10 protein-coding genes are annotated in these 15,276 nt (G+C 72.1%); 3 read left to right on the forward strand and 7 right to left on the reverse strand.

Annotation, left to right across the window (positions count from 1 at the left end; translation table 11 throughout):
- Positions 1-249: 249 nt before the first annotated feature.
- Positions 250-5,307 carry a tetratricopeptide repeat protein gene (locus tag B082_RS0101980; protein ID WP_018550141.1) on the forward strand — a complete coding sequence of 1,686 codons (5,058 nt, stop codon included), beginning with the start codon at positions 250-252 and terminating at the stop codon, positions 5,305-5,307.
- Between the two features lie 414 nt (positions 5,308-5,721).
- Here B082_RS0101980 and B082_RS0101985 read toward each other — a convergent pair whose 3' ends face one another.
- The 3 genes from B082_RS0101985 to B082_RS0101995 all read right to left on the reverse strand — a co-directional run bounded on the left by B082_RS0101985 (position 5,722) and on the right by B082_RS0101995 (position 7,755).
- Positions 5,722-6,540 (reverse strand): SAM-dependent methyltransferase, encoded by an 819-nt coding sequence (locus B082_RS0101985; protein ID WP_018550142.1) that lies wholly within the window; start codon positions 6,538-6,540, stop codon positions 5,722-5,724.
- 82 nt (positions 6,541-6,622) lie between these two features.
- Entirely contained in the window at positions 6,623-6,892 is a 270-nt protein-coding gene (locus B082_RS0101990; RefSeq protein WP_018550143.1) for a DUF397 domain-containing protein, read from the reverse strand.
- Positions 6,889-7,755 carry a helix-turn-helix domain-containing protein gene (locus B082_RS0101995; RefSeq protein WP_018550144.1) on the reverse strand — a complete coding sequence of 289 codons (867 nt, stop codon included), beginning with the start codon at positions 7,753-7,755 and terminating at the stop codon, positions 6,889-6,891. The genes B082_RS0101990 and B082_RS0101995 overlap by 4 nt, the downstream gene beginning before the upstream one ends.
- Positions 7,756-8,150: 395 nt before the next feature.
- On the opposite strand from B082_RS0101995, the gene B082_RS39695 reads away from it, so the two are divergent.
- A complete protein-coding gene (locus tag B082_RS39695; RefSeq protein ID WP_018550145.1) occupies positions 8,151-8,528 on the forward strand; it encodes an ATP-binding protein in 378 nt (125 codons plus the stop codon).
- Positions 8,529-8,681: 153 nt separating this feature from the next.
- Entirely contained in the window at positions 8,682-9,017 is a 336-nt protein-coding gene (locus B082_RS0102005; protein ID WP_018550146.1) for a recombinase family protein, read from the forward strand.
- Between the two features lie 530 nt (positions 9,018-9,547).
- Here B082_RS0102005 and B082_RS0102010 read toward each other — a convergent pair.
- The 4 genes from B082_RS0102010 to pspAA form a co-directional block, all read right to left on the reverse strand.
- Positions 9,548-12,703, reverse strand: a complete 3,156-nt coding sequence (locus B082_RS0102010; RefSeq protein WP_018550147.1) for an efflux RND transporter permease subunit — start codon at positions 12,701-12,703, stop codon at positions 9,548-9,550.
- Positions 12,704-12,868: 165 nt separating this feature from the next.
- Positions 12,869-13,564, reverse strand: coding sequence for a response regulator (locus tag B082_RS0102015; protein ID WP_018550148.1), 696 nt, complete (start codon positions 13,562-13,564; stop codon positions 12,869-12,871).
- Positions 13,561-14,835 carry a sensor histidine kinase gene (locus B082_RS0102020; RefSeq protein WP_018550149.1) on the reverse strand — a complete coding sequence of 425 codons (1,275 nt, stop codon included), beginning with the start codon at positions 14,833-14,835 and terminating at the stop codon, positions 13,561-13,563. Before B082_RS0102020 ends, B082_RS0102015 begins: the two co-directional genes overlap by 4 nt.
- A gap of 153 nt (positions 14,836-14,988) precedes the next feature.
- Positions 14,989-15,267 (reverse strand): PspA-associated protein PspAA, encoded by a 279-nt coding sequence (gene pspAA / locus B082_RS0102025; protein ID WP_018550150.1) that lies wholly within the window; start codon positions 15,265-15,267, stop codon positions 14,989-14,991.
- Between the last annotated feature and the right edge of the window lie 9 nt (positions 15,268-15,276).

The raw sequence follows: 15,276 nt of genomic DNA on the forward strand, positions 1-15,276 counted from the left end.
GGCCGTCTTCCTTTGCGACCTTCCTTTGCGCCCGGCACCTGGCCGAACCTCCGCACCGCCCGAACTTGCCCTTACCACCCGAGGGCTGGAAACAGCCGAGTTTGTCCGGACCGGCCCCGGGGCGCCCCATCCGTGCGTACGCTGCTTTCTTCATCGGCGTGAGTACGGAGCGGGCCCGCTTGCACACGCAGCGTGTCCGGCGGTCGGTGATGACCTCTCTGGTGCTGGTACGGGAAGGCGAAGCGAACGATGGCGTATGAGGCGGGCATGGTGGACGACGAGGGACACGAGCCCGCGGGAACGGCGCTGTGTGTGGTGTGCGAGGAGTACGCCGACGAGCGGAGCTTTCCCCGGCTGACCGGGGCCGTGGCCCAGATGGAGGGCATCGCGGAGCTGCTGGAGGGGCTGGGCATCGCGGCGCGGGTGGTGGATAGCGGGAACCCGTCCTGGGCGGCCTTCGAGCAGGCCCTCACCGCCTGGAGCGAGGAGTGGCGCGGGTCGGGCGCGCCGAAGCCCGCGGTCATCGTCTGGTCGGGGCACGGCGTGCTGGTCGACGGCGAACTGCGCCTCGCCCTGAGCGATTTGGATCTCGACGCCGATCAGGTGACGCGTGAGACACGCGCCCTCAGGCGGGGCGTCGCGGCCGAGACTCTGGTCAATGAGGCGGTGGCCTCGGGCGCCGACCAGATTCTGCTGGTCATCGACACCTGCCATGCGGGGGACGCGGTGGGCCGGGGCCTGGAGAAGGCGCTGCGGCGCTGGGAGGCCGCGTCCATGCCGCCCGGCCGGGTCCAGTGGTTCGGGATCATGGCGAGCTGCCGGCGCGGGGAGACCTCGGACGGCGACGGCCCGCTGCTCGACGCGCTGACGGAGGTGCTGAAGGCCGGTCCGGCCACCACCGAGTACCGCTCGGCGTGGAGCGCGCACAACGCGTGGATCAGCGGCCCGGACCTGCTGGCCGCGCTGGGTGAGCGCTGGCGCGGCGAGGGGCAGACGCCGGTGCCCGCGACCGTGGGCACCGGGCGGCCGGTCTTCCCCAACCCGCGCCATGTGCCCGGGGCCCCGGCCCGGCTGGTGGAGCACCTGGTGCTCGCGGCGCGCGGGGTCGGCTACCGCGAGGAGGGCTGGTTCTTCACGGGCCGCAAGGAGGTGCTGGGCCGGATCGTCTCCTGGCTGGAGGCGGACGAGGCCGGGCTCTTCCTGGTGACCGGTCCCGCCGGCTGCGGCAAGTCGGCCGTGCTGGGCCGGATCGCGACGCTCACCGATCCCGTGCAGCGCGAGGAGACCGAGGCCCGGGGCGGGCTGCGCGAGGACGACCCGGACCCGGGCCCGCGCCCCGGGCGCTCCCTCGCCTCGGTGCATCTGCGCGGACTGAGCCCGCTCCAGGCGGCCTCGGAGCTGGCCCGGCAGCTCGGGCTGCCGGAGCCCCGCAACACGGACGACTTCCGGGGTGAGCTGCGCGAGTTGCCCCGGCAGCCGGTGCTGGTGCTGGACGGTCTGGACGAGGTGCCCGCCGAGCATCTGCGCGCCATGATCGAGGAGTTGGTCTTCCCGCTCGGGCGGGCGGTCCCGGTCCTGCTCGGCTCCCGCGAACGCGCGTTCCGCAGCCGCCTGTCGGACGGCGGGCACCCGGACGAGACCCTGCCGGACGCGCTGGCCAGGCTGATCGGGGCGGGCGTCGTCACCGCGGACCTGGAGCGGGAGCCGCACACGCAGGAGGACATCGCCGCGTACGTGTTCCGCAGGTGCGCGGCGGCCGGTGTCCCGGAGGACCGGGCGCGGGAGGTGGGCGACGCGGTCGCCTCGCGGGCCACGGCGGTGGACGGCGGGTTCCTGTTCGCCAGGCTGGTGACGGGGTCGCTGCTGGCGCGGGGGCAGGCCGCCGGGGAGGACGGCTGGCAGGACGGGCTGCCGGGCTCCATCGAGGCGGCGTTCGAGGACGACCTGCGGGCGGGTCCGGTCCGGGCCCTGGCGGATGGCACCGAACTGCCGTCCGCCGCCCGGGATCTGCTGACCGCGCTGGCGTGGACGGTGGGGCGCGGGATGCCCGCCGGAGGCGTCTGGGAGGAGGTCGCCGGGGCGCTGGGCGGCCGTGACGTGCCGTACGACGAGAGCGACGTGGACTGGGTGCTTTCCGCGTACGGGCGCTACATCGTCGAGGACTCGGAGAGCGGGCAGGCGGTGTACCGGCTGTACCACCGGGAGTTCGTGTCCCACCTCGCGGACCGGCCGGTGCCGGGGGGCGGGGAGGCCGCCGAGGTGGTGCTCGCCGCGCTCGCCGCGCACGCCGAGCGGCGCACGGCGGACGGCGGCCGGCAGTCGGTCGATCCGTACGTGGTGCGGGGGCTGTCGCGGCACGCGGTGCGGGCGGGTGAGCCGGGCATCGGGATGCTGCGGGGACTGGCGGAGCGGGTCGGGCCGAGCGCGGTGCCGGTGCTGGCCCAGGCGTTGCACGGCCTGTCCGAACGGCTCGGGAGGGAAGGGGACCTGGACGGGGCGTTGGAGGCGGCACGGGAGGCCGCGGTCCTCTACGGGGCGCTGGAGGAGGCCGCCCCCGGGTCCTGCACGACGTCGCTGGTCCACACGCTCGTCAGCGTCGCCAACCGGTGCGCCGACATCGGCGACCGTGAAGGGGCGCTGGCTCCGGCGCGCGAGGCGGTCGCGCTCCAGCGGAAGGCCGCCGAGGCGGGAGGCAGTGCGTCGTGGCCGGACCTGGCTCTCGCCCTCGCCACGCTAGGCCGCCGCGTCCACGACATCGGTGACCGCGAGGAGGGGCTCACGCTGACGCGGGCCGCCACCGGTATCTTCCGGGAGCTGGCCGAGGAGGAACCCGCGGCCTTCCGTCCGCGGCTCGCCGCCTCGCTGACCAACCTGGCGGTGAGCCTGGCGGCCGTCGGGGAACGCCGGGCCGCCGTTGAGCCCGCGCAGGAGGCGGTACGGCTCCACACCGAACTGGCCGCCTCGCACCCGGACGAGTTCCTGGCGCCCCTCGCCTCCTCCCTGACCAATCTGGCCTACGTCCTGAAGGCCGTCGGGCGGCAGGCGGACGCGCTCCCGCACGCGGAAGCGGCGGTCCGGGTCAACCGGAAGGTCGCCGAGCGCCATCCCACCGCCCTGCGGGCCGCGCTGCAGGGCTCCCTGACCAATCTGTCCGAGCACCGGGCGGACACGGGCGATCTCGCGGGATCTCTCGCGCCCGCCCGGGAGGCCGTGGACATCTGCCGGGAACTCGTCTCACGGCACCCGGACGCCTTCCGGCAGGACCTGGCCGCCTCCCTCCACAACCTGGCGGAACGGATCTCCGCCACCGGGGACCACGAGGGCGCCCTTGCCCCGGCCCGGGAGGCCGCGCGCATGTTCGCCGGACTCGCCAAGGAGCACCCCGACGTCTTCCAGCCGGATCTCGCGCGCACCCTGACGTCGCTGGCCAACAAGACCGCCACCGCCGGCGACCGTGCGTCGGGGGTGCTGCTCGCCCGCGAGGCCGTCCGCATCCAGCGCGATCTGGTCCGGAACCGGCCGACGGCCTCGGCGCCGGGGCTGGCCGCGATGCTCAACAACCTCGCGATGCATCTCGGCACCGCGGGCGAGCCCGGGGAGGCCCTGCCCCACTCCGAGGAGGCGGTCGCGCTCTACGGGCACCTCGCCACCGAGGACCGGGACGCCTTCCTTGCGGAGTTCGCGGTGGCCCTCAACAACCTCGGCAACTTCCGCGCGACCCTGGGCGACATGTCGGGGGCGCTCGCGGCCGGCCGGGAAGCGGTCACCATCCGCCGTGAACTCGCCGCACAGCAGCCCGCCGTCTTCCGGCAGGAGCTGGCCACCTCGCTCGCCAATCTCGCCGCCCACCTCAACAGGGCCGGGGAACCGGCGGAGGGGCTGCGGGCATCGGAGGAGGGCGTCGCGCTCCTGCGGGAACTCGTCGCCGACGCACCCGTCCTCCGCTCCTCCCTCGCGGGCTCGCTCGGCACCCTGGCCCAGAACCTCGCCCACACCGGAAGCCCGCAGGAAGCCCTGACCGCGGCTGAGGAAGGTGTCCTCCTCTGGCGCGGGCTCGCGGACGAGCAGAGCGGCGCCCACCTCCCCGATCTGGCTCTCGCCCTGCGCAACCTCGGCAAGCTCCTGGGGATGGGCCAGGACCTCGAAGGGGCGGTGGGCACGGCCCGGGAAGCGGTCACCGCCTACCGGGCCCTGGCCCTGACGGACCCCCGCGCCTTCGCGGGGGACCTGCTGCACTCCCTGGGCGACCTGGCCCACGCGCTCGCCCGCACCGACGACCACGACGCGGCGGTCGCGGCGTTCGACGCGGTCGTGGCGGAGTTCGCCACCGTCCACCCGGCGACCGCCCGGCGCCTCGGTGTCGAGCGGAGCATCTTCCTGCTGGACTGCCCCGGTACCCGCCCCTCGGACGGCGTACGGGAACTCGTTTCCTTCCTCGGCGGGGACAGCGGTGCCGAGGAGGACGACGGCCCGGACGTGGTGACCGTACGGGCCCGGCGTGCGCTTCGCGCCCATGGCGATGCCGAGGCCGTGCGCGCCGCGTGGGAAGCGGAGACCTTCGGCCCGGTGCCCGACTGGCTCGGCCTGTCGCAGGAGACGCTGGACCTGGTCAGCTCCTGGCTGTTCGCGCCCGACTGGCCCACGTCACGCGATGTCTGGTCCCGGAACACCGAGGTTCTCGGGGGCGAGGAGACCGCGACGGCTCTCGAAGAGCTGGCGCTCCTGGATGCCCGGACCGCGCAGCGGCACGCCGCGCTCCGTGAGCTCGTGCTCGCCCACGGGGTGACCGCCGCGTACGACCCGCTGATCCTCTCGGAGCAGCTGGCCGAGTGGGTGGGCTGCGAGTCCTGGGCCGAGTCGCGGGCCTTCCTCCAGGACCACCCGCGCCTCCTCGGGGTCCGGCCGTCCCCGGACACCCCGCTCTCGCACGTCGCCCTCCTCGATGTCTCCCGCGCGGAGGGGATGGACGCCGCGTACCGCCTGGTCGAGGACCGCGACGCCCTCCACGCCTATGTGGAGCGGGCGATGGCGGCCGGGGACGGCAACGCCCTGATGACCGCGGCGGCCATCGAGGGGCAGGTCTTCAACGACCAGCTGTCCTCCCTCACCCACGCACAGGCCGGCATGGTGCTCGCCGGCGCCGTCGAGGGCGTCGAACCGAGCGAACTGGCCATCCTGATCCCCCGCTCGCGCGAGGAGATCCGGGTCCGGCTGCTGAGGGAGATCGCCGGCCTCAGCGTCCAGCACGCCCACCCGCACGGCGAGCTGTGGCTCCGCATGGTCCAGGCACTCAGCGGGGCCGCCTGACACCTGCCGCCGCACACGGGCCTGTACTGAGTCGTGCCGATCCGCGGGATTCGCCCTCGCCCCGGGGGCGAATCCCGCGGATCGGACGGTGTGACGCGGAGCCGGTTGACGGAGGGAGCGAGCCGGGCAGGCCACGGCCCGGACCGCGCCGTTGAGGGGACGGCCGCGCCACGGCTTGAGCGGTGGGCTCCTCCAGGGCCCCGGCCACGTACGCCGCCGGCCCCTCGGTGCAGCGGTCGAGTGCCCTGCGGAACAGCGCCTCCTCCTCGTCAGCGAAGACCGCGTACGGGCTGGTGCGGCTGATGCCCATGGCCTCTGTCAGGGCTGCGAGGGTGGCGCCCTCACAGCCCTGCCGGAAGGACCGCCGTCGTCACCGGCGGAAGCCGCGCCCCGCCAGGGATGACGGGACAGCCCTTAGCGCTTTATGCCCACGCCCGCCAGCAGGCTGATCTGCGCGTCTGTGATCTCGGTCTCGCCCTGGGCGTGTTCGGGGGCCCGCCAGCGGTGGCAGCAGCAGATTCCGGGGTCGATCAGGTCGAGTCCATCGAAGAAGCGGCCGACCGCGCTGTGCGAGCGGAACTGCACCGGAGCCCCGGACTTCGTGTAGACCTCCGCGACCTTGTTCCAGGTGGCGGGGTCGAAGTCGGGCGTGCAATGGGTCATGGCGAGGGCGCTGCCCACCGGGAGCGGGTCGAGCAGGCGGCGGACGATGGCGTACGGGTCGTGCGGGTCGGTGATGAAGTGCATGAGTGCGTTGAGGGAGAGGGCGATGGGCCGGTCGAAGTCCAGAACCCCCGCGTCCTCCACGGCGTTCATCAGCGCATCCGCGTCGGTGGCATCGGCCTGGACGTAGGCCGTGCGGCCCTGTGCCGTGCTGCGCATCAGGCGTTCGGCGTACTTGAGGACGAGCGGGTCGTTGTCCGCGTACACGACGCGGGCGTCGCTCGCGACGGACTGGGCGACCTGGTGCAGATTGGGCTCGGTCGGGATGCCCGTGCCGATGTCGAGCCACTGGCGGATGCCGTGATCCTGCGCCAGGACGCGCGTCGCCCGGTGCATGAACGCCCGGTTCTCGCGCGCGGTCAGGTAGATGCCGGGGTGGGCACGGGCGGCGACGAGGGCCGCTTCCTTGTCTATCTCGAAGTGGTCCTTGCCACCGAGGAAATAGTCGTACATCCGGGCCGAGTGCGCCTTGCTCGTGTCGAGTCCGTGGCCGGCCAGCCTGGTAGTCATGTTCTCCCCTTTATACGTGTGTCTGTTCGGCCGGCAGGCGGAGACGGGACCAATGCCGTCGCCCCCGCCGCGGGCCGTCGGCTCAACCGGCGGCCAGGTGATCGGCCAGGCCCTCCTTGACCCCCCGGACGAACGAGGCGATCTCCTCGGGTGTGTAGATCAGCGCCGGCCCTGCGGGGTCGGTGGACTGCCGTACGGCAACGCGCCCGTCGGCGAGTCGCTTCGTCTCGACGCACTGGCCGCCGTTCGGCCCGCTCCAGGGGCGTTCCCAGCCGTGTTCCCCGAGATCGTGGGCCGGCATTCCGTTGTAGACGCCCTCGTCGGCGTGGACACTCTCGTCGGTCATCGTCATGAGTACTCCTTACGCATGCGGTCCAGGAGCGCCCTGCTGTCCTCGGACGACGTCAGCAGCGCCATGCGGGAATGCGCCTCCAGATGGGAGACGACGTCTGCGCGCTGGTCCAGATAGACCGAGGCGGACAGCAGCTCGCTGTAGACGACATCGGGCAGTTCGGGTTCCTCGAACCGGAAGTACGTGAACGGGGCACAGGCTCCGACGTGCGCGCCCGCGGTGAAGGGAACGATGTCGAGGCTGATGTGCGGGAGCTCGGAGAGCTCCAGGATGCGTTCGAGCTGTTCCCGCATCACCTGCGGGCCGCCGACCACTCGGTGCAGTACGGCTTCCTCCATGACCACCCACAACGTGGGCGCGTCCTCCCGCTCCAGCAGGCTCTGGCGGCGCAGCCGCAGCTCGACACGGCGCTCCAGTTCCTCGTCGCTGCCGTGCGGCAGCCCGCCGCGCAGCACGGCGTGCGCGTAGTCGCGGGTCTGCAGAAGGCCAGTGACGTACTGGGGTTCATACGTACGAAGGGTTTTGGCGCTCGTCTCCAGGCTGACGTAGGCCGTGAACCAGCTGGGGACGGCATCGCGGTACGAGTGCCACCAGCCGGGTTTGTTGGCCTGCTCGGCCAGGTCGACGAACTCGTCGATCTCCTCGCGGTTCGCGCCGAAGGTCTCCAGGAGCTTCTCCACGTAGAGAGGCTTCAGCGCGACGTCAGCCTTCTCCAGCCGACGGATCGTCAGGGGCGTGACCCGCAGGGCCTTTGCCGCGTTCTCCAACGAGGCACCGGCGCCGATTCGCCTGTCCTGCAGCCGTCGGCCGAGGATCATGCGCAGGACGGTGGGTGCGCTGGTGCCGGAACGGGCATCACTCACGCCCAACCTCCTGAGAAACCGTCAACAACACCATTGTTACAGCCATTTGATGTTGACGCCAGAGTGATAACCGCTCTGCTGAAATTATCAGGGAGTCGGTTGCAGCGTGACACCCATCACGCGCATAGTGGATGCGTGAGCGGTCAAGTCACAGCTATGACACAGCATCCGGCTGGGGGCGCGCGATACCGACGGCGTCGCCGGCACCTCACCGCCGGGCGCCCGCCCCGGCATGTGCCTCTCACCGCTCGAGTTGCAGTTCCGCACCCCCCTCACCGCGCCTTGCCCCCAAAAGGCGCTGGAAGGCGACATCCGTGACTCTGTCCACGTCCTCGGCTCCGGCCGCGCGCCCCGTCTTAGCCGGGGCCGCGCCGCGCCGGGAGTACTGGTTCGGCGTGCCCGCCCTGCGTACCAGTGCGAGATCCGCCCGCGACACCGTGCGTGACCGGCTCCGCGCCTGGCAGCTGCCGGGCGACACGTGCTGCGACGCGGTGCTGCTGGTGTCCGAGCTGACCACGAACGCCGTGCTCCACACCGGCAGCGGTCATCTCCTGTGCGGCCTCGCACTGAGCGGCGAAGACCAGCGCCTTCGCATCGAGCTCCACGACGAGGGCAGCACCTCCATCCGCCCGTCCGAGCACCGTGCGGGCCCCTGCGAGGAGAGCGGCCGAGGGCTGTTCATCGTTCGGCAGATCGCGGACGACTGGGGTTGCGCACGGTCGACGCGGACCCGGGGAAAGCTGGTCTGGGCGGAGTTGGCGGCCCATCCCTGATGCCGCGAGGCGGGAAGACGGAGCCGGGCCCGGCCATGACCGTACGGCTCCGTCGCGTCCCCTGCGCGCAGCGGCCCTCTCCTCCCCCTCGACCCATCCGCGGAAGGCGACCATGGCCCCCACGATGAACACGATAAATCCGTTTCTTCCGTCGTGCTGTACGTGTGCGCCGACCGGGACCGGGCCGTGCCCGGGGAGGCCACGCGGCGCGCGCAGTCGGAAGGCCGGGCGTTCGCCCAGGAGCGTGGGCTGACGATCGCCGAGGTCGTCACCGACACGTACGGCGAGCCCGACCCGGCCCAGCGCCGGGGGTGGCGCCGCGTGAGGCAGCTGGCGCAGACGGGCGACGTCACGGCGGTGCTCGTCCGGTGGCCCAGCGCCATCGCCCCGGAGTGCGCACGGGACCTCCGGCACCGAGAGGCCACCTGGCTCCAGGACCAGGGCGTACGCGTCCGGTACACCTGGGCACCGCTGTCCTCACGGGACTGAGGGCCGTCTCGCGGCCGGCCTCGGCTGGTGCGCAGCCCCCGCATGCGGAGCATGCCCGCACCGCCGGTATGGATGAACCTGGACCGGGCCCGTTTCGCCGCCTCGGCGATGGCGCCCTGGCATCCCACCACTGCCGAAACCGGCCGTAAAGGGTGGATCGGCGCCAATCGTTCGGGGCGACTCCCGCCGTTTCGCACCGTTCCTGAACCGCCGCGCGACGCCCTCGAAGTGCGCCCGCAGGATTTCCGGGTCCGGCCCGTACCCACCAATCGGCGGGAACGCGAAGATGAACTCTCCCTCGACATCCGAGGGTTGAGGTCGAGACACCCCCTCGTTTTACGCCAGGACCCCAGGCCCTCCCGGGCCGGGGGACACGGGATCACCGCGAAGGGGCCTGTCCCGCACACTCGGTGCGGGACAGGCCCCTGTTCGTGCCGGGCGGACCGGACAGCCGGACCGGATCAGGCCTTCGCCGGCTCGATCAGCCCTACGCGGGCTCCGGCCCGTCGCCCGATCAGCCCGTCGTCCGATCAGCCCTTCGCCGGCTCCAGCTCGTCGGAGGACGTTTCCTGCGACTCGGCCGGGGCCGGGAGGCCCGCCTTCCTGGCCCGCTTCGCGGCCTTCTTCGTCGCGCGCCGTTCCTTGCGGAGCTCGACCATCGCGTACAGCGTCGGCACCAGGAGGAGCGTCAGCAGGGTCGAGCTGATCAGGCCGCCGATGACGACCACGGCCAGCGGCTGGGAGATGAAGCCGCCCTCGCCGGTGACGCCGAGCGCCATCGGGAGGAGGGCGAAGATCGTCGCCAGGGCGGTCATGAGGATCGGGCGCAGACGGTGGCGTCCGCCCTCGATGACCGCTTCGACGACGCCCAGACCCTGCGTGCGGTACTGGTTGATCAGGTCGATCAGCACGATCGCGTTGGTCACCACGATGCCGATCAGCATCAGCATGCCGATCATCGCCGGGACGCCCATCGGGGTGCCGGTGACGATGAGCAGGCCGAGCGCGCCGGTGGCCGCGAACGGGATGGAGACCAGCAGGATCAGCGGCTGGATCAGTGACCGGAAGGTGGCGACCAGCAGCATGAAGACGATCGCGATGGCCGCCAGCATGGCCAGGCCCAGGTTCACGAAGGCGTCGTCCTGGTCCGCGGAGACGCCGCCGATGGTGGCGGTGGCACCGTCCGGGAGGTCCAGCGCGTTGATCTTCGTCTGGAGCGAGGTGCTGACCGCGCCGGTGTTGTCACCCGTGGGGCGCGCGGTGATGGTCGCGGCGCGCTGACCGTCGATGCGGGTCATGGAGACCGGACCGGGGACCAGCTTCACCTCGGCGATCGAGCCGAGCTTGGTGCCGCCGAGCGGAAGGTCCTTCAGCTCCTGCATCGTGGTGGCCGGGTGGGCCGACTTGATGACGACGTCGCGCTCGGTGTCGTCCATGATCGCCTTGCCGGACGGGGTGCCGCGCACCGCCGCGGCGACGGCCGCGCCCAGCGTGGCCTGGTTGTATCCGGCGTCGGCCGCCTTGTCGTTGGCCTTGACCGAGATCCGCGGGACGCTCTGCGCCAGGTCGCTCTGGACGTCGGTGACGTCCTTGAGCTTGGCGACCTCGGCGCGCACCTGCTCGGACGCCTTCTTCAGGGTGTCCCCGTCGGCCGACTTGACCACGACGCTCAGGTCCTGGCTGCCGAAGCCGTCGCCGGCGCTGATGGTGGTGTCACCGATGCCGTCGAGCTTGGCGAGGCCCTTCTCGATGCGGTCCTGGGTGGCCTCGAAGCCGGCCGAGTCCTTCAGGGTGACCTGGTAGGAGGCCTGGTTGGCGCCCGTACCGCCGCCGAAGGCCGCCATGAAGCCGGACGAGCCGACGGTGACCTGGTAGTCCTTGACGGCCTTGTCGTCGGAGAGGAGCTTCTCGACCTTCTTGGCCGCCTCGTCGGCGGCCGCCAGGCTGGTGCCCGGGGTCAGCTTCTGCTTGATGGAAAGGACTTCCTGCTCGCCCTGGTCGAAGAAGTTCGTCTTCAGCAGCGGGGCCATGCCGAAGGTGCCGAACAGGACGGCGACGGCGATGACGACGCTGGTGATGCGGCGCCGGGTGGCGAAGCGGAGCACCGGGACGTAGATCCGCTGGAGCCGGCTGCGGGCTTCCTTCTCCTCGGCGTCGCGGCGCGCCTTGTCCGGGTCCTCCGCGGTGCCCTTGGGGGCGCGCAGGAACCAGAACGACAGGACGGGGACCACGGTCAGCGAGACGAGCAGCGAGGCCAGCAGGGCCGCGGTGACGGTCAGCGAGAAGGAGCCGAACAGCTCGCCGACCATGCCGCCGACGAGGCCGATCGGCAGGAAGACGGCGACGGTGGTGAGCGTGGACGAGGTGACCGCGCCCGCGACCTCCTTCACCGCGGTGAGGATCGCCGAGTGGCGCTCCTCGCCGTAGCCGAGGTGCCGCTTGATGTTCTCCAGGACGACGATCGAGTCGTCCACGACCCGGCCGATCGCGATGGTGAGCGCGCCCAGGGTCAGCATGTTGAGCGAGAGGTCACGGGTCCAGAGCACGATCAGCGCGAGGACCACGGACAGCGGGATGGAGACCGCGGTGACCAGGGTGGAGCGGAGCGAGCCGAGGAAGACCAGGATCACGATGACCGCGAAGACCAGGCCGAGCGCGCCCTCGGTGGTCAGACCGGAGATCGCCTTGGAGACGGCGGGGCCCTGGTCGGAGACGACGGTCAGCTCGGCGCCGGAGCCGAGGTCCTTGCGCAGGTCCGGGAGCTTGTCCTCGACCGCGTTCGAGATGGCGACGGCGCTGCCGTCCTTGTCCATCGTCGCCATGACGGCGAGGCTCGGCCTGCCGTTGGTGCGGGTGATGGAGTCCGCGGCGGCGGGCTCCTGCTTCACCGTCGCGATGTCACTGACGCGCACCGGCTTGCCGGGCTTGCCGGACGCCGGGTCCTGACCGGTGACCCGCAGGTCCTCGATCTGCTTCAGCGAGGAGAAGGCACCGCCCACCTGGATGGTGCGGCTCTTGCCGGACTCGGAGAAGGCGCCGGCGGGGACGGTCGCGCCGCCCGCCTGGAGGGCCTGGGAGAGCGAGGACGCGTCCAGACCGGCGGCGGCGAGCTTCTTGTCGTCGGGGGTGACGGAGATCTGGAGGTCCCGCACACCGTCGACGGAGACCTGGCCGACACCGTCGATGTCCTCCAGGGCGGGGACGACGGTGCGGTCCAGCTGGTCGGCGAGCGCCTGCTGGTCCTTGTCGGAGGTGACGGCGAGGACGACGGTCGGGATGTCGTCCGTCGAGCCGGCGATGACCTGCGGGTCGACGTCGGCGGGCAGCTGGACGCGGGCGCGGTTCACGGCCTGCTGGATGTCGGCGACGAGCTGCTTGGTGCCCTCGGAACCGAAGTCGAAGGACGCCATGATGACGGCGTTGCCCTCGCTGGCGGTCGACGTGATGCCGGTGACACCGTCGACGGCCTTGATCGAATTCTCGAGCGGTTCGACGACCTGCTTCTCGACCACATCGGGGGACGCGCCCTGGTAGGGGGCGAGCACCGACACCATCGGAAGTTCGATGGTGGGCAGCAACTGCTGCTTGAGCTGCGGGATCGCGATCGCGCCGAAAACGAGCGCGACGATCGAGATCAGCCCGATCAGGGCCCTTTGCGCGAGGCTGAATCTGGACAGCCAGGACATGGGTGGGTCTCTCTTCTGTGGCTTACGCGGCAGGTGGGCGGGGTAACTCGGGGACACACCCGGCCCACCTATACGATCGCCGATCCCCGAAGGCAAAAGCGTCGGCCCCAGGGTCGCTTTCTCATGCCGCGCATACCGCAGCTGGAGTACGCCCCAGCTGCACCCTTACTCCACCCGAGGGCGCACCAAGCCCGATTCGTACGCAATTACCACCAGTTGTGCGCGGTCGCGGGCGCCCAGTTTCGCCATGGCCCGGTTCACATGCGTCTTGACGGTGAGTGGGCTGACGACCAGTCGCTCGGCGATCTCGTCGTTGGACAGCCCGCCCGCGACCAGGACCAGCACCTCGCGCTCCCGGCCGGTGAGGGCCGCCAGCCGCTCGGAGTACACGGCCGCCCCCGGCCCCGCCTCGGCCCCGTTCGCGCTCTGTGCGAGGAACGTGGCGATCAGGCCCTTGGTCGCGGCGGGCGAGAGCAGCGCCTCGCCCCCGGCCGCGATCCGGATGGCGTTGAGGAGTTCGTCCGGTTCGGCGCCCTTGCCGAGGAAGCCCGAGGCACCGGCGCGCAGCGACTGCACCACGTACTCGTCCACCTCGAAGGTGGTGAGCATGACCACGCGGACGTCGGCGAGATCCGGGTCGGCGCTGATCATCCGGGTCGCGGTCAGCCCGTCCGTGCCGGGCATCCGGATGTCCATCAGCACCACGTCGGGCCGCTCGGCGCGGGCCGCCTCCACGGCCTGCGCCCCGTCCGCCGCCTCGCCCACCACCCGCATGTCGGGTTCCGAGTCGACCAGCACCCGGAACGCGCTGCGCAGCAGCGCCTGGTCGTCCACGAGCAGGACCTTGATGGCAGCCGTCATGCGTTCTCCCCCGTCCGGTCCGCCGCGCCCGGCCGACCGGGCTCCTGCGCGCGGGCCTCGACGGGCAGGATCGCATGGACGCGGAAGCCGCCCCCGTAGCGGGGACCGGCGGTGAGGGTGCCGCCGAGCGCGGTGACGCGTTCACGCATCCCGAGCAGGCCGTGACCGCCGCCGCTCGTGGCCTGCGGGGTGCCGGCGGCGTTCCCCCGGCCGTCGTCCAGCACCATGACCTCGGCCGTGGCGCCGACCCGTACGACACTCACCTCGGCCCTGGCATCCGGGCCCGCGTGCTTGCGGGCGTTGGTCAGGGCCTCCTGGATCACCCGGTACGCGGCCAGGTCGACGGCCGCGGGCAACGGGGGCTCCTCCCCCACCGCGCAGGCCACTTCGACGGGCAGTCCGGCCTGCCGGACGCTCGCCACGAGTTCGCCCAGGAGGGCGAGTCCCGGGGCGGGTTCGGTGGGGGCCTCCGGGTCGCCGGACTGGCGCAGCAGTCCGACGGTGGCGCGGAGTTCGTTGAGCGCGGAGCGGCTCGCCTCGCGGACGTGGGCGAGGGCCTGTTTGGCCTGGTCGGGGCGTTTGTCCATGATGTGGGCGGCGACTCCGGCCTGCACGTTGACCAGGGCGATGTGGTGGGCGACGACGTCGTGCAGGTCGCGGGCGATCCGCAGCCGCTCCTCGGCCACCCGGCGGCGGGCCTCCTCCTCGCGGGTGCGCTCGGCCCGCTCGGCGCGCTCCCTGATCGCGTCGACGAACGCGCGCCGGGAGCGGACCGCGTCGCCAGCCGCCGCGGCCATGCCGGTCCAGGCGAAGACGCCCAGGTTCTCCTGGCCGTACCAGGGCGCCGAGCCGAAGAGCATGGCTCCGGCGGTGAGCGCGGCCATGGTGAGCAGCCCGACCCGCCAGGTGGTGGGCCGGTCGGTGCGGGCGGCGACGGTGTACAGCGCGATGACCGCGCTCATCACCACGGGCGTCGGCGGGTCGGCCGTGACCAGCTCCACGAAGGCCAGCGCGACGGTGACGGCGAGGACCGCCATGGGTTCGCGGCGGCGCCGGACCAGCGCCAGGCCCCCCAGCGTCATCAGCAGCACACTGCTCGGGGCCGGGGTGCGGGTGCCGAAGGTGGGCGGCCCGTGGTGCCCGCCCGGGTCGACGTACGACGCGACGAGCATGGCCACGAGGACGGCCAGGGCGAGCGCGCCGTCCAGCGCGAGGGGATGGGCGCGCAGCCAGTGGCGTACGCGCAGGACCCCGGTTCCGAGGGTGGTCACGTCCAGCTACGTTACGGCGTGTCGCTCGCGGCCCGGTCCGGCTGCCGGGGAGCACGGCGCGCGGCGGGGCCGCCGCCCGTACGGCACTGTGCCCCGCGTCCGGCGGGCCGGGCGCGGGGCACAGAAGTGCGGGTGCTGGAGAGCCGCCGGGTGTCAGCCGGGGATCAGGCCGTCGTCGCTGAGCATGGCGCGTACCTCTTCGAGGGTCGCGTCGGGCGACGGCAGGATCAGCTCGGACGGCTCCAGGGAGTCGTCGGGCAAGGGTGTGCCGAGTTCGCGCACCCGGGCCAGGAGCGCGTGGAGGGTGGTGCGGAAGCCCGGCCCGTCACCGCTCTCCATCTCGGTGAGCAGGGCGTCGTCGAGCTTGTCGAGCTCGGCGAGATGACTGTCGGCCAGGACTGCCTGGCCCTCCCCCATGATCCGTACGATCATGACGCTGCC

The sequence above is a fragment of the Streptomyces sp. ATexAB-D23 genome, assembly GCF_000373645.1.
GTDB classification, from domain to species: domain Bacteria; phylum Actinomycetota; class Actinomycetes; order Streptomycetales; family Streptomycetaceae; genus Streptomyces; species Streptomyces castrisilvae.

Coding starts and splice junctions, on each gene's coding strand:
- B082_RS0101980 (WP_018550141.1), top strand. CDS start 250: ATGGCGTATGAGGCGGGCATGGTGGACGACGAGGGACACGAGCCCGCG.
- B082_RS0101985 (WP_018550142.1), bottom strand. CDS start 6,540: ATGACTACCAGGCTGGCCGGCCACGGACTCGACACGAGCAAGGCGCAC.
- B082_RS0101990 (WP_018550143.1), bottom strand. CDS start 6,892: ATGACGATGACCGACGAGAGTGTCCACGCCGACGAGGGCGTCTACAAC.
- B082_RS0102010 (WP_018550147.1), bottom strand. CDS start 12,703: ATGTCCTGGCTGTCCAGATTCAGCCTCGCGCAAAGGGCCCTGATCGGG.
- B082_RS0102015 (WP_018550148.1), bottom strand. CDS start 13,564: ATGACGGCTGCCATCAAGGTCCTGCTCGTGGACGACCAGGCGCTGCTG.
- pspAA (WP_018550150.1), bottom strand. CDS start 15,267: ATGATCGTACGGATCATGGGGGAGGGCCAGGCAGTCCTGGCCGACAGT.